This window comes from Streptomyces sp. NBC_01304, from assembly GCF_035975855.1.
Classification (GTDB): domain Bacteria; phylum Actinomycetota; class Actinomycetes; order Streptomycetales; family Streptomycetaceae; genus Streptomyces.
On sequence record NZ_CP109056.1, the window covers coordinates 109949 to 127938 of the forward strand.

Sequence of the window (17990 nt, forward strand, 5' to 3'; positions counted from 1 at the left end):
CCTTCTGCTAGGCCATGGGGACGAGCGCCATGAGTCGGTGGTGACGCAAGTCCATGGGCTCCATGGGCAGAAGTATCACGCGGAACTCCTTGCGGCCCTGCCGGGGCAGGTACAGGCGCCTGGTCTGGTCGGCCGGCGGGTGGGAGAGGGTCGGAAGATCCGTGGCATCCCACATCTTCCCGGCCACGGGATCCGACCGAACCTTGTCGATCACCGCGTGGAGTCCCTCGTCGTCCGGCCACTGCTCGGCGTGCATCTGCAGCTGAGCAATCATGGGGCGGGCCCAGTCCTGCTCCCAGTTGATGAGCTGGGTACGGGCCTCGAAGAAGGTGAGCACCCACTCCATGACGTTGTTGCCGTGCCGGATCCACGGATAGTCCGTGATCAGCTGATCGTTATAGGCGAGAACATCCCACCGGTGGTTGCTGAGGTAGACGCTCCAGGGCTTCAGCTCCCGGATGAAGAGCCGCATCGCCTCGGGCACTTCCCGGGCCGCGGGCGGCGAGCTCAGCTCAACCGGAGGGGCCTGGCCTCGGGCAGAGCGGTAGACGATGTCCCACTCCGCCGGCTCGAGGTCAAGGACCCGGCGCACGGCCTGCAGGAACCGATTCGAATAGTTGAGGCGCTTGCCCGTTTCGAGGTTTCCGTACCACTTCTTGCTCGCGTCGGCGAGGTACGCCACTTCCCGCTGATGGATGCCGGGGGCGGTGCGCGGTTCAAAGGCCGCGGCGAAGCCGGGGATGTCGGCTGGGTTCCTGCGGGCACGAGCCTGACGCAGCACCCGGGTCACCGTCTGCTGCTGCGACTTGTTCGGCAGGTTCATAACCTTCTCGCGACGACACTCGTGGCGCGGAACACTCTTCCGTGATCGGGCCCCTGAGCTGCAGTGCATCTTCCATCTCAGGACATGCCGAATCGCGCCAGCACGACAGAATTCGGGCGCCCCATCCATCTCGTAGAGATCAAGTTAGGGCTGCCTAACACTATAGGGGAGTTCGGAGTTCCCCTCGTGGGCCGTAGGTCCCAACCTGCACGCCATAGGGCCTGAGGGCAGCGTGCTGCCCCGATCAGCCGCGCACCCGTGTGAGCAGAGAACGGAGAGAACGGGCGGACGACCGGCAGTGGCCAATGACTGCGCGGTGTGCCAGTTCGTGGCTACCTGAGCTGATTCCTTCGGGTCGCCCGGCCCTCGCGTACCCCCTGCGAGCGGTTCCCGGCCCCCACCGTGCAGTGACCGACGTGGTGTAGAGATCATCGTGGCATCAGCTCTTGGTCTGGGGGTGCGGTGCTCACGGCACTGGTCGTTCGGCGTGGGGGGCCGAAGCGGATCAGCCGGGCAGTGCGGCCCGGGGTTCGCCGCGGCCGCATGCACCGCCGCCTGGACGTCCTGACCGCCGCTCGCTGGGGAAGCGACCTCCTCATCAACCACCTCTGAAGGAACAGATTCCACATGGCACAGCGCCTCATCAGGTACTTCGTCGACGACCTTGACGGCGGGCGGGACGACGTCGCGCGCCGCCGCTTCGCGCTCGATGGCGTGGAGTATGAGATCGACCTGTCGGCGGACAACTTCGCAGCGCTGGTTCAGTCGCTTGCCCCGTACGTGCGAGCGGGGCGCAAGACGCACTCCCCCGTGGCCGCGGCCGTCGTGGACCGGACCGTGGGGCGCCCGAAGCCTGATGTCGTGCGGCGCTGGCTGCTCGAGCAGGGCATCGCTGTTAGCCGCCGCGGGCGTATCCCGGAGCATCTGGTCCGCCGCTTCGAGGCTGAGGCCCACGGCGGCGACTCCACCGTGGCGCTGTCCGCGTGGGAGGCCCAGGGCCTCGAGCTCGAGCGCACGCAGCAGCACGAGCGGGAGCAGCTTGATCAGCGCGACCGGTCCAGCACCGACGGCGCCGCCAAGTTCGACGCGCTCGACGAGCAGTTCGCCCGGCACGAGGACGAGTACGCCCGGTGGCAGGCCCTGCGCCCCCTGCAGGCCGCGTAGGGCGGACAGGTACCGGCGTTGGGACCTCCGGGGTGAAGTGCTCGGTGAAGCGAAGAGCTTCTGCGTCCTCGTCTTCCGCGGCGTGGCCGCGGCGGGACTGGCCCCCGAGCAAGGCCAGATGATGTGCATCGCGCACGTGGGCGGCCGGCTGTCTGACCGTCGTCGCTTCCTACGGACGCAGGACGTAGCAGGCGAGATGGTCGAGGTCGACGGAGGTCACCCTCGACCAGCCGGAGGTGAGGACTTCGGTCTCGGCCGCGGTGATGCCCAGGGCCTTGAGCGGGTCGTCCGCCGCGCGCCGGTCGGCCAGTTCGGTGACCACCCACACCATCCCGCCCGGCGCCAGGACGCGGCGGACCCGGTCGAGGAAGGCGGGCTTGTCGGCCACGAACCGGTACACCAGCCGGCAGGTGATGACGGCGTAGGCCGGGGCGGGCAGCAGGCTCAGATCGTCGGTGGCGAAGTCCATGACCTGAAAGCACGGCCTGCCGTCGGCGCCGTCGGCGGCTGTGGTGGCAAGGGAGACGGCGCTGGGTGCGCAGTCGATGCCGGTGACCTGGTAGCCGAGGTGGTCGTGAAGATGTTGGGCGAGCATTCCGTCGCCGGATCCGATGTCGAGTGCCGGCCGGCCGCGGCCGGCGCCGAGATGCTCGGTGAGCAGTCCGGCTTCCGCATCGTTGATCTGCCGATAGCGGCGGCCCACGGCCCACAGGGGCTCCCAGTACGCCCGCGGGGAGTCGATCACGTGTCCTCCTTCGCCGGACGGTAGGCGTCGCGGTCCTGCTGAAGGCGCCACAAGTCCCGCATCAGACCGGGCTGGTTGACCAGGTCGTGGAAGGCGCCCATCTGCACGACGCGCCCCTTGTCCATGACCACGACGCGGTCCGCGATCGAGGTGTTGGCGAGGTTGTGGGTCACCAGGACCACGGCCCGGTCGCCCGCCAGGTCCCGCAGCCCGGTGAAAATCCGGTGCTCAGCACGTGGGTCGAGGTCGGAGGTCGGCTCGTCCATGACGAGCAGGCCGGCGTCACGGTGGACCGCGCGGGCGACCGCGATGCGCTGCCACTGCCCTGGCGAGAGCGCCACCCCGCCCCACCACTCCCTGGCCAGCAGGGTGTTGAGCCCCGAGCGGAGGGTGGCGATCACGTCGTCGGCGCCGCTGGCCGCGGCAGCCCGGCGCGCTGCCACATCGCCGTCGGGGCCAGGCTGGCCGAGGGTGATGTTCTCCCGTGCGGTCATGGGCCAGCGGGCGAAGTCCTGCGGGACCACGGACGTCTGGCGCCACATCGCGTGCGCGTCGAGGTCGGTGACGCTGCGGCCGTCCCAGGTGACGACACCGCGGGTTGCGAGGTTGAGTCCGGACAGGAGTTTCATCAACGTCGACTTGCCGGAGCCATTTTCGCCGACGACGGCCACGATCTCGCCCTGGTGGACGTCGAAGTCGACGTCGTGCAGGGTGTCGTCCTTGGCTTCCGGGTAGCGGAAGGTGACGTTGCGCAGCGCGATGTGGCGGGGGCGCTGCGGCGTGAGGGTGCCGCGGTCGAGGCGCTGGCCGGCGGCTTCGTTGACGAACCGTTCCCAGTCGTCCAAGTACAGGCCGGTGCGCATCAGTTCGCGGCCGTAGCCGACGAGTCCTTGCAGGCCGGTGGCTGCGGAGCGCAGGGCGAACACGGCGGTGCCGGCGGCGGCCGCCGAGATGCGTCCGGTGCCCAGCAGGACGAAGACGGCGCCCCACAGCACGGTGGACGCCAGTCCGGTGGCGGCGGACCCCACCAGGGCGATCTTGGCTCGCTTGAAGGTGGCGGTGTTGCTGGTGGCCTCCACCCGGACAGCACTGGTCTTGTACTTCTCCAGGAGGTACGGGGCCAGGGTGTCGGTGCGGACCTGGTCGGACTGGTCCTTGGCGATCAGGTACCAGCGGAGCATGCCCATCATGCGGCGGTCCTTGTGGGTGGCGACCGTGGCCAGGTAGGTGATGCGCTCGCCCCGCACGGACGCGATCGCCTGCGGTACCGCGGCCAGCAGCAACAGCGGCAGGAGCAGCGGGTACAGGCTGGCCAGCACCGCGCCGGCCGCGATCAGGGTGGTGAGGGAGGAAATGTAGTTCTGGGACTGGCCGATCATCTGCCGGCTGACGTCGACTCCCCGCTCGGCGGCGTCGTAGCGGTCGTTGAAGCCGGGGTGGTCGTACGCGCTCTGCTCGGCGTTGGTCGCCGCTTCCAGCATCTTGTACTCCGCCTCGCGGCAGATGCGCGGAGAGAGCCGGTTGGACAGGGCTTCGATGGCGATGCCCAGCAGAGCCCGCACTCCGGCCATAGCGGCCAGCACGACCACCGCCGGGACGGCCGCGCGCAGACGGCCAGGATCGGCGGCCGTCTCGATCAGTACCGCCAGGGCTCGGGTCATCGCGAGCAGGCCCAGCGCCCCGGACACCCCGGACACGATCTGGCAGGCCAGCAGCGCGAGGACCGATTTGCGATCGACTTCCCAGGCCAGGGCGAACGTGCGCCGGATCAGTGAGGGAAGCCGGCGGGCCATGCTGCGCCCGGTCAACAGGTCCGCCAACTCGAGGCTGTCGCCGCCGGGATGGTTGAGCGCCAGCGTCTCCTCGACGGACGCCTCAGTGCTGCCGCTGTCCGGGGCGGTCGCCGGGGACGGCGGGTCCGCGGCCGCCTGCTTCGGGGTCTGTGCGGGCAGTCTGAAGGAGCGCTTCATCGGGCCTCACTCTCGCCGGGGGCCCAGCCGGTGGCGTGCGCCCCGCCGAGCAGGGCGGGCGCAAGGGTCTTGGTGTCGCTCATGCCCCCCACCTCGATGACGGGCGTGATGCCGCCGAGAACGGGGCACGGCGGGCGTCAACCGGCCGCCTCTGCACGGACGTGGCGACCGCGATGGCCGCGCTTCGGGGAGGGATGGTCTCGAACGCAGGGTGAAGGCGGGCAGGCGCTGGCACGGGATTCACGGTGTCTCCAAAGGGTGTGGGCGTCGGGGTGAGCGACCGGACAACTGGCCTGTTCAGAGAGCCGTAACGGGAGCCCGAGAGCGAAGCGTCGTTCACAGGTTCGAGCAGGTGACGGAGGGCCGGGCGCCCCATGGCGCCCGAGCCGTAATGATCAGTTCGAACCACTCTTGAGAGTGGTGATCCGCCGGGGGTAACCCGGACGGGGGATTGTCGGTCGGCGGGGGCGGCGGCATCGTTTCCCTCCGGCAAGGCGCTGGCACCAGCTGCGGGCGCCCACTCTCGCGGGCGGCACTGACACCGGACCTGCTGTCCCCCGCGGCGGTGCCGCTCCCAGGCGCGCGCCGTGTGCGCAGTCGCGCCGGCCGAGAGCGGGCGGACGGCGTGTGCCGGCCTTGGGTACCGAGCGGATGGAGACGCACGAGGATGGCGATTCGCGCCGAGCATGTGCAGGGCGTCGTGGCGGCCTACCTGGGCCGCTATCCCGACGAGGAGCTGGCGTTGCGGTCCCTGATCGGGCGGTTCGGATCGGGCGAACCCGCCACGAGCCGCACGGACTTCACGGGCCATGTCACCGTGTCCGGCGTCATCGTCAACGATGACGGCCAGGTCCTGCTGGTGGACCACCTGGCGTCCGGTCGGCGACTTCAGCCAGGGGGCCACTGCGAGGACACGGACGAGACGCTGATCGGCGCGGTCCTGCGGGAGATCGACGAGGAGACGGGCATCACCGGCCTGGAGTTCTACGCCGATGATCAGCCGCTGCACATCGACGTGCACACGATCGTGGCCCGGCCGGCGAAGAACGAGCCGGCGCACCAGCACTTCGACGTCCGCTTCCTGTTCCGTGTCCACGGCCGCGTCAAAGTCGAGCTGCAGGTCGAGGAGGTCGCCGGCGCCGCATGGCGCGGGCCCTCCGAGCTCGGCGACCCCGTGCTGCGGGCGCGGGTGTTGAAGGCGCTCGGGCGCCCGCGGGAGGACCGCGCGGCCGACGAAGACCCGTACGGCACGCTCGTGGTGCTCACCGACGCGGCCGGCCGGGTCCTGATGCATTTGCGCGACGACCTGCCGGGTATCTGGGCGCCGGGGACGTGGGCACCGTTGGGCGGCGGCGCGGAGCCGGCCGACGCTGATCCGCACGCCACCGGGGTGCGGGAGCTGTACGAGGAAGTCGGGCTGCAGGACGTCGAGTTGACGGCGATGTTCACCATCGACTCGGACGGCTACCCGGTCCACGTGCTGCACGGATACTGGGACGGCGACCCGGCCGACCTGGTCCTGACCGAAGGCACCGACCTTGCCTTCATCGACCCGGCCGACTTCGACCGCGTGCCCATGCACGGCTCGGTGAAGGCGGACACCCGGCGAGTCTTGGACCTCATCACCCCCAAGCCCGCCCCGTACGGCTATGGGACTCTCGCCCTGATCTCCAACGCCGACGGACACCTGCTCATGCACCGGCGCGATGACCGGCCCGGCATCTGCTGGCCGGGCACCTGGTCCCCCAACGGAGGCAAGCCCGAAGCCGCGGACGCCGGACCCCGGGGCACGATCCTGCGCGAAGTCGACGAGGAGATCGGTCTGCGGATCCCCCTCGAGCATCTGCTCACCCATCGCGCCGACGACACCGGGCACTTGACGTACGTCTTTCGCGGACGCTGGGACGGCGACCCCGCCGACCTGGTCCTGACCGAAGGCACCGACCTCGCCTTCGTCGACCCCAAGAACATGGGCGATCGGCCCATGAGCCCGCTGGCCCGCTACACGGCCTTGAGCGGACTCAGCGCTGCCCTGGAAGAGCAGGCCCACGCTGATGGCATCCGCGACCTCGTCGCAGCTGGCCTGATCGTGCAAAACGAACACGTCCTCGTCGTACGCCGAAACCCGGACGACTACCTCGGCGGCAGCTGGGAGATCCCCGGCGGTGGCGTCGGGGCGGAGTCCATCGTCGACGGCCTCCTGCGCGAACTGGATGAGGAGACCGGCCTGCCGATCGCCAGGGTCGACACGTACCTCGGGCACTACGACTACCTGAACGCCCGCGGCCGCATCAGCCGGCAGTTCGTCTTCACCGTCGTCCCCGACAAGTGCGCCCCGGTGGTCCTTTCCGAGCACGACCGCCACCAGTGGGTGAGCGATCCGACGGAACTTCTCGTCATGGCGCCCGAGTTGCGTCGCTTCCTGAAACAGCACGGGCTGTAGGCGAACGGCCGCTGCGGCTCGGCTGTCGGGCATCGCCCCGTCCATGGAGCAGTGCCCGACAGCCGAGGAGGTGGCCGTCAGCTGGGCTGAGCGATTCGCCCGTCGGCCCGCTCAGCGATCCGCTGCAGGTGCGACGTGTAGGTGTCCGCGGCGTTGGCGTCGATGGCCCACAGGTTGACGGCGGCGGTGGCGATGACGTCGCAGAGTTCTTTCTTGACGTCGTCGATGGTGTGGGTCTTGCCCTTGCGCGGGTTGAAGGCTGTCACTCCGATGAGGGCCTCGGCCACCTCGCCCACCTCCTCGGTCAGCTTGTGTACGAGCAGCGACTGGAAGTGCATCTCGTCAAGGCCGGGGTTCTCTTCCTTGAACCACTTCGCGATCCGGGCGATGTTGGCCCACATGTCGGCGGTCATGACCGTTCCTCTCAGTGCTGTTGGTGGTCGACGGAGCAGGGCCGCGGACCTCGGGCGCAGGACTGCCGGGAGTCCCCGTACAAGACGGGCGACGGGTCCGACAGCGGGGGCCTGCAGGGCGAGTTCGGCGCGCGGACGGCCCTGCTCGGGCAGCGCGGCGATCGCTTCCTCGGTGGGGATGATCCGCAGGTACGCCCGCGGGTCGCGGTAGGTGAGGTGACGGGCCTCTGCTCGGGTGAGCGGATCGGTGATGAGTACGCAGACGGTGACCTTCCGGCGCCGCATCTGTGCTTCGTCCACGACGACGCACCGCAGGCCCGGCAGACCGTGCGCGGTGCCTTGGAGGACCACGTTCGCGGCCTGCTCGGGTGTCTGCTCCTCGGTCATAGGCCCGACGGGAAGCATGAGAGCGCCGTGGAGTTCGGCCATGAGCAGCCCGCCGCCTTCGACGGGGACCACGAGACAGACGCCGAGGAGCGGCGGGCGCCAGTTCTCGTACGGTGCCCGCGGGCGGGCCGACGTCGCGGTGGCCGCGGCGCGGGCGTGCATCAGACCCACCCCGCCACCGCGGTGACGATCTCCTTGAGGTGGTGGGGGTTGCTGGTGCCGGGGATCGGGGCGACGTGCGAGCCGAGGTTGAGGAGCCAGTCCAGCGCGGCCAGAACGCCGTGCGACTGGGCGAGGCTGCCGGCGCCGAGCGGCCGGTAGGGCACATACGGGATGTCGAGGTCACGGCAGAGTTCCAGGGCCGGGTCGTCGCGGTCGATGATGCTGAGGGCGTTCTGTACCGCGGCGACGGGCTGTTCCTTGTGGACCCGGCGGATGTCCTCGGGGGTGACCTTGGACAGGCCGATGTGCCCGATCTTGCCCTCCTGCTGCAGGGCTTGGAGGACGGCGACCTGGTCGTCGAGCAGGATCTCCGGGTCGATGCGGTGCAGGTAGCACAGCTCGAGCCGCTCGACGCCGAGCCGGCGCAGGCTGGCCTCGACGCTGGCGCGCAGGTAGGCGGGGTGCCCGTGCGGGGCCCACATTTCCGGGGCGGGGCGGATCATGCCGACCTTCGTGGCGATCAGCACGTCCTGCGGGTACGGGTGGAGGGCGTCTCGGATCAACTCCTCGACGGTGTGCGGGCCGTAGGCGTCCGCGGTGTCGATGTGGGTGATGCCGTGGTCGTGGACGGCCTGGCGCAGCACGTTCAGCGCGGTGTCCCGGTCGGTCGGGTCGCCCCAGGTGCCGGGGCCGGTCAGGCGCATGGTTCCGAACCCGAGGCGGGAGACGGTCTTGCCGGCGAGGGTGATGGTGCCGGCCGGTGCGCGGCTCATACGACGGCCTCCTTGAGGCAGAGCTTGACGGCTCGGTCGACGGCGCGGGCCTGACTGTCCGGGTCGCTGGTCACCCGGTGGTGCTCGATTCCCTCCGCGGCGAGGAGGCGGTGGGTGTGCTGGTCGACCAGGGTGCGGTAGCGGGTGTCGTAGGCGTGCCGGCTGTCGACCGGGATGTCCGGGTCGAGGGCGGTGGCCAGGAGCAGGTGGTACTTCGGGGCCTGGGTGGCTGCCAGGACGAGCAGCCGCTCGCGGTCGTGCCGGTGCGGTGTCTCCTGGCGCCATTCCTGGGCGGCGTGCCAGTAGGCGAGCGCGTCCCAGGCGGCGCGGTCGGCGAGGACGACCTGGATGGGCTCGGGGCCCGGCCGGGCGGCTGCGGCGATCTCGTCGGCGATGCCCTGGGCGAGGACCCACTCGGTGGAGGCCACGGTGTGGTGCTGCATCTTGGGCAGCGGAACGAGGGCGGCGCGCTTGCCGAGTTGACCGGTGCGGTTCACCGGGATGCCGTAGCCGCGCAGCGTCATCTCGATGCGCTGGAGGAGCAGGGTCTTGCCGGTGGAGTGGGCTCCCATCACGCCGATGCGGATGGGAGCGGTCGTGGAGGTCGCGGTCACCACAGGGTGGGTTCCTCTTCTGGTTGGGGGGCACCGGGCAGGCCGGGCGGCACGGCCGCGGCGACGAGCTGGTCCCAGGTGTCGTAGTGGCCGGCCATGGCGATCAGGAGTTGCGCCGTGGCGTAGGTGTCGAAGGTGGCGCGGTGGCGCTGGGCGGGAGCGGCGCTGAGGTCCAGCTCGGCGTGCTCGATCAGCGCGTCCAGGGAGTACTTGCGCAGCCCCGGAAAGGTCGCCTTGGCCAGGCGGAGTGTGTCGAGGACTCCGTCCGGCGCCCAGGTGGGCAGGTGCGCGGTCAGCACCTGGTATTCGGTGTGGGCGCGGTGCGCGCAGATCCACGACGTGCCGAGCAGCTCCTGGACCTGGCCCGCGATTTCGGGCCAGGTGGGCTCGTGGGCGAGCTTCTCATTGGTCAGGCCGTGGATCCTCGCGGCGTGGAAGGTGACCGGCTGCTTCGGGCGGGTCAGCCAGGCGCCGGCCGTGGTGGCGTCCAGGTGCCCGTCGCGTACGGGCAGGGCGGCGACCTCGACGAGGTCGGGCGGGTTACCGCCGTTGCCCTCGACGTCGACGACGAGCAGCGGCGGCCAGGCGGTGAAGTTCATTCGGAGTCGGGTCCGTCCTCCGCCTGCCAGCCGATGGGGGCCCGGCCGTGCTGGCGGTAGTGGTGGGGCTTGGCGCGGTCGTGGCACTGGTAGCCGAAGCCGTGCTGCAGGTAGTAGCGCGGCGGCTCGTCCAGTCCCTCCACGACGATGGCACGGTCGTTGACCTCAACTTCGCCGGTCGCGCCGAGGAGACGGGCCTGCTGGGTGACGGCGGCGAGGTCGGGCCGTATCCAGGCCTTGCGGCACAGTGCGAGCTGCTTGGGCGGGCAGATCTCGCACAACTCGCGGATGCCGTAATGCCCGTTGTAGTCGGCCTCCCCGTGCGCGAAGGCGACCCCGCAGCTCGTCTTGCGGAACAAGGTCCCCCACTCCTTGCCGGGCTGCGGGTTCGCGAATGCCTCGAGGATCCGCTGCTCGGCCTCCTCCGGCATGATCTTGCGGCGGGCGGTGCCCTCGTACGGCGAGGGCAGGCCGACCGACTCGTAGTAGGCGGCGATCTCGTCCCGGTAGAACAGGCCGGTGAACACGGTGGCGTGCGCGCTCAGGGACAGTTCGCGGGCGCGCTCCAGGTGCTCGTCGGAGTCGTTGAGGCCGGGCACGATCGGCCGCCAGTAGTGGACGGTGCGGTACCGGTCGGCGTTGGCGTACAGGGTGCGCAGACTGTCGGCGGCGATGGTGGAGTTGACCGGCTCGATGCCGCCGTGCTCGATGCCGGAGTGGGTGACCAGCACGGTCAGGCGCAGGTTCGCGAAGGAGTTGAGGACCGCGCAGTCCTCCTCGTCGACCTTCCAGCGGGTGATGATCAGGACGTGGTTGGTCAGCCCCTGCTCGTCCAGCATGCGCAGCACCTTGAACAGGTGCGGCTTCACGATGGGGAGCATCGGGTCGGTGGCGCGGTTGAGGAGCTGGAGCGGCGTCTGGTGCGGCCGGAAGTAGGGGTGGCCGACCAGCAGGGCGACGGCCTCCTCGTCGGTCATCAGCCGGCGGGGCGTCTTCAGGTCGAAGTTGTCGAAGAGGTGGCGCACGCAGTAGGCGCACTCCAGAGGGCAGCCGACGATCCAGTTCACGCTCAGGCCGGACTTGCGGTACTCCACCGGGTCGGCCAACTCCGGTTTGAGCGCGCCTATTTGCTCCTTGTTCAGGATCGGCAGCGGGCGGCGGTGCGTGGCGGTGACCATCAGGGCCTCCAGAGCAGGGGGAAGGTTCAGCCGTCGCCGCGCGAGGGCTGCAGCGGGAGGGAGGGGGCGGTGAGCAGGACGCGGCGCCGGGCTCCGAACCAGGTGCCGAAGTCGCGGCGGGCCGCTTCCGGGTCATCGGAGGTGTGCACGAGGTTGCGGACCAGGCGCTTGCCGGCGAGGGCGGCCTGAAGGCTGTCGTTGCCGAGGGCGCCGCGGATGGTGTCCGGCGCGGCCTGCGACGGGTCGAAGTGCCCGAGGAGCTTGCGGAGTTGGGTGTGCAGGCCGGGCTCGCCGTGCGCGAGGGCGATGGTGACGCGGCGGCCGGCGTACGCGTCGTCCAGGCAGGCGGGGATGTCTCGGTCGGGGAACCAGTCGGCGTCGACGAGGAGGTCCCAGTAGTGGACGTGCGCCTGCCAGGCCTCGGCCGTCAGGTCGAGCCGGTCGGTGACCGTGACGCCGGCGTCGGCGATCCGGTCCAGAACGGCGCCGACCAGGCCCCGCTCGACCGCGTCGGGCTTGCACAGGATCACGGCCCAGCGGGCGAAGTCGACGCCCTCGACCACCGTGCCGCTGGCGGGTTTGCGGCTCACCGGGCACCGCCGTCTTCCGCCGCGGCCGCGCACTGGGGCCAGCGTTGGGCCAGCAGCCAGCGCAGCCCCGGCTGCAGCGCGGTCATGATCTGCCGGTCCACCTGGCCGGTCTTCTCGTGCTGGAGCTGCCGGTAGACCTCGAAGAGGAGGAGGACCTGCTGCCAGTACGGGTCCACGTCAAGGCCGCGGATGTGTGCGGCGCTGTAGCGGGCCTCGTTGGTCCTGAGCGCCTGCTCGTGTTCGAGGAGCAGGGTCACGGTCTGTTCGGTGGTGTCCTTCGGCATGGACGGGAAGTCGAAGGTGACCGGGGGCCGGGTATCTGCTTCGTCGAGGACGCGCTGGACACGCTGGGCGTTGGCGTCGTTCACGTGGCCCGCGTTGATGAGGTGGGTGTAGGTGCCCAGTTCCAGGCCGAGTTGGACGGCGGCGAACTCGTGGATGACGGTGAAGCTGAAGACGTCGGAGAGCAGGCCGCAGTCGAGGTCGTTGGCCCTCATGTTGCACACCATGTGCAGCTGGCCGTCGCGCGGCAGGAGGTGCAGGCCGGCGAGGCACGCCACGTCGGGGTTGTCCTCGATGGCGAGTTCGCCGGAGGAGAAGACCTGGAGGTATCCGCGCTTGGAGTCCTGCTCGGTGCGCAGCAGCTCAAGGACCTGGTGGAACGGGGAGAGCACGTCACTGGCGGCCGGGGTGAACAGGGTATGGCCGTAGGCCGATCCGCCGAGGTGGATGCCGTCGCGGGAGCTGGCGCGCATGGAGGGCGCGTAGTAGCCGATCATCTCCAGGTCGCGGCGGCCGGCGAGGTACCAGAGCGCTTCGGCCCATTGGAAGATCGGGTTCGCTCGGCGCTGTGCGAGGTAGGGCAGGCGCTGGCGGGGGTCATCGAGCTGGAACCCGGCGCCGATCACCTCCCGGGCGTGGTTGCCGCGCGCGGCGATGCGGTGCTCGTGCTGCTGGGTGGCCCGCCGGAGCAGCGCCAGGTAGGCGCCTTCAACATTCGGGTAGTTCGGCATCGCGTGCATGAATCCTCCGTGGATGAGTCCGTCGGGATCCGCGGTCGTCGCCGGAGCGGAGGGGCGCTCGAGGACCAGGGCGCCGAACCGAGGCTGGAGGGCGAGCAGGCCCTCAACGGCCAGCAGTCGCAGGGCGGTGCGGACGGTGCCGGGGTGAGCGGCGCACTGCCGGGCCAGCCTGTGCAGGGCGGGAAGCCGGGTGCCGAGAGGGTAGTAGCCATCCGCGATCCGACTGCGCAACATCGCAGCCAGCGACACGGCTTCAGGCGGCGCCTCAGGCACCTCCACGCGCCACCGTGCTCTCGTGGCCACCCTCAGATGCTGCTGCCCGTCGGATTCCAGCACCCGATACATGGCCAGCTGCTGCCGCGCAGCCCGCACTGTCTGGTCCGCCACGCCGAGCCGCTCGGACAGCTGCCATGCCGGCGGGAGCCGCTTGCCGACTGCGTAGCGGCCTTCGTGGATCTGGCGCAGGAGTACGTGACCGGTGTCGGAGAGCCGGTCGGTGGACCGGAACCCGGCCCGACGCCCCTCTCCCCCGCCGCTCATGCGGCGACCGGCCGCGCGAGCACGTCCCGGTGGGGTGCCACGATCTGACCGTCGGGCAGTAACTCTCCGGTGTCGTCGAAGAGCACCACCCCGTTGCAGAGCAGGGACCATCCCTGCTGTGGGTGGTGCGCCACCCTCACCGCGGCCTCGCGATCGCTGTCGGCCGTGGTCGGGCAATGCGGCTGGTGCAGGCACATGATCGTCTTCCTTGCGTGATGGGAACGGCCTGGAATGGGCCGAGGGCTGCGAGTTCGGCTCCGCGAGCGCGCCGGTGGCCGCACCACGGCGAACCCAGTGGGTCGCGGCCGGCCCTCAGAACGGCAGGGGGCCCGCGTCGAAGGCGTGGTCACTCGGTGGGGCGCTGAGGGGGGCGAGCAGTTCGGGTGTGCTCCCCGTGCGCGGTCGCCTCGTCGAGCTCGGTACTCGCGCGGAGGACTGCCTGGACCAGCAAGCCGGTGTGCACGGCCCGGGCAGCTGCGGCTACGGGTGCTCGCCGTGCGGCGGGGGCGGTCAGGCGTACGTCCGCCTCGCCAAGGGTCACCTGTATCCGCCGGCGCAGCGCGGATTCGCGCGGGAAGTGCGCCAGCTTCGCGCGCACCTCCTCGACCAGTTGGGCCAGGTACTCGCACAGGCGCTCTGTTTGCTCGAGGCTGCGGTCCGGGTGCGGCAGGCTTGTGGGGACGTCGATGTCGTAGGCCAGGACTTCCTCGAGGTCCTCGCGCGGATCGACGGTGACCGACGGTGCCTTACTCATGGGCGCGGCCCTCCGTTGGTGGATGCTGATCAAGATGGCCATGGCCCCGACGGCCGTGAGCCCGATGAGGAGGCTGGCCGTCACGAGGCACCTGCTATCGGGCCACCCGCCGGCGGCTTCGGAGCCGGGGCGGGCGGAGGCTCCGGCCGATGCCGGCTCAGCGCCTGGGCGAGCATGCCGGGCCCGACCAGATGGGTGTGCCGCATGGGGCGCAGCCAGTACGTGCCGAACGGATGGGTGTGGCTCGCCGGAGGCATGAGCATCCACTGCCTGGGCCGCCCGTAGCAGACCGCGTAGGGGCTCACCCAGCGGGCATGCGTGCCCGGCGGGACGAGGGCGTACAGCCAGGGCAGACCGTGCTGCGCCACAACTGGCCCACAGCCGCCGGGCTGCAGCGCGTCGAGTTCGGCTACCACCCGGTGGCCCCGCTCCATCGCGGAGAACACCACCACGTCGAAGGCGGAGCCGAGCGGCTGCCGCCAAGTTGTCTCTGCGTCCAGGCCCTGAACGGCGCGGACCAGACCGGCCAGGCGGCGAATCCAAGCGGAGTCGTCCGTCTCTTCGGTCGCTCCGGTGGGCTTGGCCTGACCTTCCGGAGCGCCCCCAGCGCGGCCCGGGTTAGCGTTCAAGGTCACTAACTCGCCGGCGGGCAGCTCGGGTTGCGTAGGAGGAATGGGTCTGTTCGGTCTCTGGCTCAAGAGGGTCTCTGAGATGAGCGCGACGGGAGGCAATCGGGGCTCCGGAGCAAGTTGAGTGGTCAGGGCTGCTCGGCAGGGGGCGGGTCAGCGATGAAGAGCCAGATGTCCTTGCCAGTGGTGGTGCGCGTGACGGAGGTTTCATCGGCCAGGTCCCGCAGAATGTGCCAGCCCCTACCGCTCTCGCCGGAGAGGGAAGCCACGGCGTGGACCGGCACCTGCGTGTCCTGGTCGCTGACTATCGCGGTGACGCCGTCAGGGACTTGCTGGACCAGCAGCCGGGTCAGCCGGCGGCCTTCCTCGTCCGCTTCAGTGTGCTGAAGGACGTTCGTCAGCAGTTCATTGACGGCCATCGCCATGCGCCAGGCCGCATGGTCACCGACGTGCCACCAGGTCATGTACGTGGCGATGACGCGTCGTACGAAGCCGAGGTCTCGTGGGCAGATATTGAAGGACATGTCGAGCTGCCCCTGAGCATTTCTGGCCGCGGTAGACCCCGGAGTGCCCTGCCCCGGGTCGCTGAGGAGAACTTCCATCGCTGCTCCGTCCGCTTTGCCTGAACCCCCTTCAACAAGGGGTGGTTGCGGTGTGTACTGAGACCGATTCGATCCGCAACCATTCAGGCAGAGCAGGCCCAGAGCGTGCAGAGCCTGATGCCGACAACAAAAAAGTTCGGCATCACCGAATTCGGGGGCAGGACATGCCGCAGCCGATGAAGAAGCTCAATCCAGGTGCCTCACCCCAGGAGTGGTTCGGCAACGAACTGCGAACGCGCCGCCTCGCCGAGGAACTGTCGGCAGACGCCCTCGGGCTGCTTGTGCAGGTCAGCGGGGACATGATCCTGCTGATCGAGAAGGGCATCTACCCCAGCTGCCGACAGGTCGTGGCCCAGCGCCTCGATAACGTCCTGGGCACCGAGGGCCTCTTCGACCGGGCCTGGCCAATGGTCTTCGGCACCCGTGATGCCGAAAAAAAGCGGGCTGATGCCGATAAGCGAACTCAGCGCACCCGGCCGGGAGTTGCTCAGCCGTACACAAGCAGCATCCTGGGCAGAGACGAATCATCGCCTCGCACCGGGAGCCGTGAGTCTGTGGACCGACGTAACTTCCTTCACCTCGGCGGCCTCGCCGCACTTGCTCCCTACGAACTCGCCCAGGCCTTCGCCCCCGCCGAGCTGCCCCACCCGAACCGGATCAGCCCCAACGAGATCGCCCAGATCCGGGAGTTCGCCACCTCGCTGAGCAGCTGGGACAACCAATTCGGCGGCGGCGGAATCGTTCGCAGCGTGGCCGGGCGAGCTCTGCAGTGGACCGCCGGACTCGTACAAGTGCAATGCCCGGAGCACCTGCACCACGACCTCTTCGCCGCCGTCTCACGGCTGGGCATAGTGGTCGGCGCCTCCGCCTTCGACGCCTACGCGCACGATGACGCCACGAAGGCCTTCACCTTCGCCGCGGACTGCGCGGAGGAAGCCGGCGACTGGCACCTGCGCGCCAAGACCTACAGCTTCCTCGCCCGGCAAGCCGTCTGGATCGGAGCACCGGACGACGGGCTGACGTACGCGGAGAAGGGCCTGGTCCGATCCGACCGGCTCACCCCCACCATGCAGGCCATGCTCCACACCGCCCGAGCCCGCGCGTTCGGGAAGATGGGCAACGTCCGGGACACCATGGTGGCCGTCGGCCAGGCCGACGAAGCCTTCTCCCGCGCCCGCCCCACCGACGACCCGGAATGGATGCAGTACTACGACGCCGCCCAGCACGCGGGTGACACCGCCCACGCCCTCTTCGACCTCGCGATGCTCGCCGGCCAGGACCCCCGGCGGGCTGCCCAGCGGTTCTCCATGGCGGTTCACGGGCACAGCGACGCCTTCAAACGCTCCCGAGCCATCTCGCGCACCAAGCTCGCAGCACTACTCATGGCCGCCGGTGACCCGCGGCAGGCTGCCCAGGTCGGGCACGATGCGCTCGATGAGGTAGGCCGCCTCACCTCCCGCCGCGCCGCCGACGACCTGCGCCAGCTCGGAGCCTTCGCCGCCAAACACCCCAAGATCCAGGACGCTGTTGCTCTGCGGGAACGCATCGCCGCTACCGTCTCCGCATGACCACCTCGCCCGCCGCCCCCGCCCGGGCCACCCTGGAACAAGCCTGCCGCGAAGTCGGCCTGGACCCCCTCGATGCTGAGCCACTCCGGCTCGCCGAGAATCAGATTTGGCGACTGCCGGCACAACGCGTGATCGTTCGCATCGCTCGGCAGGGACAGGCGAGGACAGCAGCCCGCGAAGTGCGCGTCGCCCGTTGGCTAGCCGACAACAACGTGCCGGCCGTACGCCTCGTCGACGTCACACAGCCAGCAGTCATCACCGGACGGCCGGTCACGTTCTGGCAGGAACTACCTGACCATGAGCACGGAACCCCGGCAGATGTCGCCCGCCTCCTGCTGACCCTCCACTCGCTTCCCGCTCCGGATATCAACCTCGGGTACCTCGATCCCTTCGTGCGGATCCCCGAGCGCCTCGACGCGGCAACGACCTTGTCCGCCGACGATGCGGAATGGCTCCGCCAGCTGCACCAGGACCTCGTCTGCGCCTGGGCCGAGCGGCCCGCTGGGCTCCCTGAGTCGGCTGTTCACGGTGACGCCTGGCCAGGCAACCTCGTCCGCACCAGCCAGGGCCCGCTGATGATGGATCTGGAACGGTTCTCGATCGGCCCGCCCGAGTGGGACCTCGTCTCCACCGCGGTACGCAGGACGACGACTGGGGCTGTCAACGCGGCGGAGTACGAGGAGTTCTGCACGACCTACGGACACGACGTCACGGAATGGGCCGGCTACCCGATCCTTGCGAGCGCACGCGAGCTACGGATGACGACCTACGCAGCGCAGCACGCGGCGAGCAACAGCGAGTGGACTGGCCAGGCACAGCACCGAGTTGACTGCCTCCGGGGCCGTTGCGGACCACGCCCCTGGCGCTGGAAGGGAATCATGTAGCTGCGGGAGACGAGCTCAAGTCAGACCGGCCGGTCGCGGCATTGAAGGGCTCCGCCACTCCCCCGAACGAACGCGGGCTTCCGGCGGTCTCCCGACACCACGGCTTCCTCTGTCCACAGTCCCGCGCCCG

At 69.7% G+C, this 17990-nt stretch carries 18 protein-coding genes; 4 read left to right on the plus strand and 14 right to left on the minus strand.

Features of this window, described 5'->3' with window-relative positions; all coding sequences use genetic code 11:
• Positions 1-7: 7 nt before the first annotated feature.
• Complete coding sequence (locus OG430_RS48120; protein ID WP_327359640.1) at positions 8-823, minus strand: MmyB family transcriptional regulator; 816 nt, start codon at positions 821-823, stop codon at positions 8-10.
• Positions 824-1450: 627 nt separating this feature from the next.
• Here OG430_RS48120 and OG430_RS48125 point away from each other — a divergent pair.
• Positions 1451-1987, plus strand: a complete 537-nt coding sequence (locus OG430_RS48125) for a histone-like nucleoid-structuring protein Lsr2 (RefSeq protein WP_327359641.1) — start codon at positions 1451-1453, stop codon at positions 1985-1987.
• A 169-nt stretch (positions 1988-2156) separates the two neighbouring features.
• Here the strand turns inward: OG430_RS48125 and OG430_RS48130 are convergent, their stop codons facing one another.
• Positions 2157-2732 carry a class I SAM-dependent methyltransferase gene (locus OG430_RS48130; protein WP_327359642.1) on the minus strand — a complete coding sequence of 192 codons (576 nt, stop codon included), beginning with the start codon at positions 2730-2732 and terminating at the stop codon, positions 2157-2159.
• Entirely contained in the window at positions 2729-4702 is a 1974-nt protein-coding gene (locus tag OG430_RS48135; protein ID WP_327359643.1) for an ATP-binding cassette domain-containing protein, read from the minus strand. Before OG430_RS48135 ends, OG430_RS48130 begins: the two co-directional genes overlap by 4 nt.
• A 667-nt stretch (positions 4703-5369) precedes the next feature.
• On the opposite strand from OG430_RS48135, the gene OG430_RS48140 reads away from it, so the two are divergent.
• Complete coding sequence (locus OG430_RS48140; protein WP_327359644.1) at positions 5370-7145, plus strand: NUDIX hydrolase; 1776 nt, start codon at positions 5370-5372, stop codon at positions 7143-7145.
• A 77-nt stretch (positions 7146-7222) separates the two neighbouring features.
• Here OG430_RS48140 and OG430_RS48145 read toward each other — a convergent pair whose 3' ends face one another.
• The 11 genes from OG430_RS48145 to OG430_RS48195 form a co-directional block, all read right to left on the minus strand.
• A complete protein-coding gene (locus OG430_RS48145; protein ID WP_327359645.1) occupies positions 7223-8107 on the minus strand; it encodes a MazG-like family protein in 885 nt (294 codons plus the stop codon).
• Positions 8107-8880 (minus strand): aldo/keto reductase, encoded by a 774-nt coding sequence (locus OG430_RS48150; protein ID WP_327359646.1) that lies wholly within the window; start codon positions 8878-8880, stop codon positions 8107-8109. The genes OG430_RS48145 and OG430_RS48150 overlap by 1 nt, the downstream gene beginning before the upstream one ends.
• Positions 8877-9494 carry an AAA family ATPase gene (locus tag OG430_RS48155; RefSeq protein ID WP_327359647.1) on the minus strand — a complete coding sequence of 206 codons (618 nt, stop codon included), beginning with the start codon at positions 9492-9494 and terminating at the stop codon, positions 8877-8879. The genes OG430_RS48150 and OG430_RS48155 overlap by 4 nt, the downstream gene beginning before the upstream one ends.
• Positions 9491-10093, minus strand: a complete 603-nt coding sequence (locus OG430_RS48160; RefSeq protein ID WP_327359648.1) for a 3'-5' exonuclease — start codon at positions 10091-10093, stop codon at positions 9491-9493. The genes OG430_RS48155 and OG430_RS48160 overlap by 4 nt, the downstream gene beginning before the upstream one ends.
• Positions 10090-11271: a radical SAM protein gene (locus OG430_RS48165; RefSeq protein WP_327359649.1), complete on the minus strand. Its 1182-nt coding sequence runs from the start codon at positions 11269-11271 to the stop codon at positions 10090-10092. The genes OG430_RS48160 and OG430_RS48165 overlap by 4 nt, the downstream gene beginning before the upstream one ends.
• Before the next feature lie 26 nt (positions 11272-11297).
• Positions 11298-11861 (minus strand): nucleoside-diphosphate kinase, encoded by a 564-nt coding sequence (locus tag OG430_RS48170; protein ID WP_327359651.1) that lies wholly within the window; start codon positions 11859-11861, stop codon positions 11298-11300.
• Positions 11858-13423 carry a thymidylate synthase gene (locus OG430_RS48175; RefSeq protein ID WP_327359652.1) on the minus strand — a complete coding sequence of 522 codons (1566 nt, stop codon included), beginning with the start codon at positions 13421-13423 and terminating at the stop codon, positions 11858-11860. Before OG430_RS48175 ends, OG430_RS48170 begins: the two co-directional genes overlap by 4 nt.
• Positions 13420-13620 carry a DUF5999 family protein gene (locus tag OG430_RS48180; RefSeq protein ID WP_327359653.1) on the minus strand — a complete coding sequence of 67 codons (201 nt, stop codon included), beginning with the start codon at positions 13618-13620 and terminating at the stop codon, positions 13420-13422. Before OG430_RS48180 ends, OG430_RS48175 begins: the two co-directional genes overlap by 4 nt.
• Positions 13621-13769: 149 nt before the next feature.
• Complete coding sequence (locus tag OG430_RS48185) at positions 13770-14177, minus strand: DUF6415 family natural product biosynthesis protein (RefSeq protein WP_327359654.1); 408 nt, start codon at positions 14175-14177, stop codon at positions 13770-13772.
• An 80-nt stretch (positions 14178-14257) separates the two neighbouring features.
• Entirely contained in the window at positions 14258-14806 is a 549-nt protein-coding gene (locus tag OG430_RS48190) for a hypothetical protein (protein WP_327359655.1), read from the minus strand.
• A 128-nt stretch (positions 14807-14934) separates the two neighbouring features.
• Entirely contained in the window at positions 14935-15408 is a 474-nt protein-coding gene (locus OG430_RS48195; RefSeq protein WP_327359656.1) for an ATP-binding protein, read from the minus strand.
• A gap of 164 nt (positions 15409-15572) precedes the next feature.
• Between OG430_RS48195 and OG430_RS48200 the strand changes: the two genes are divergently transcribed.
• Together OG430_RS48200 and OG430_RS48205 are read left to right on the plus strand one after the other, a co-directional pair.
• Positions 15573-16976: a helix-turn-helix domain-containing protein gene (locus tag OG430_RS48200; protein WP_327359657.1), complete on the plus strand. Its 1404-nt coding sequence runs from the start codon at positions 15573-15575 to the stop codon at positions 16974-16976.
• Complete coding sequence (locus tag OG430_RS48205; protein ID WP_327359658.1) at positions 16973-17860, plus strand: aminoglycoside phosphotransferase family protein; 888 nt, start codon at positions 16973-16975, stop codon at positions 17858-17860. Before OG430_RS48200 ends, OG430_RS48205 begins: the two co-directional genes overlap by 4 nt.
• Positions 17861-17990: the final 130 nt, after the last annotated feature.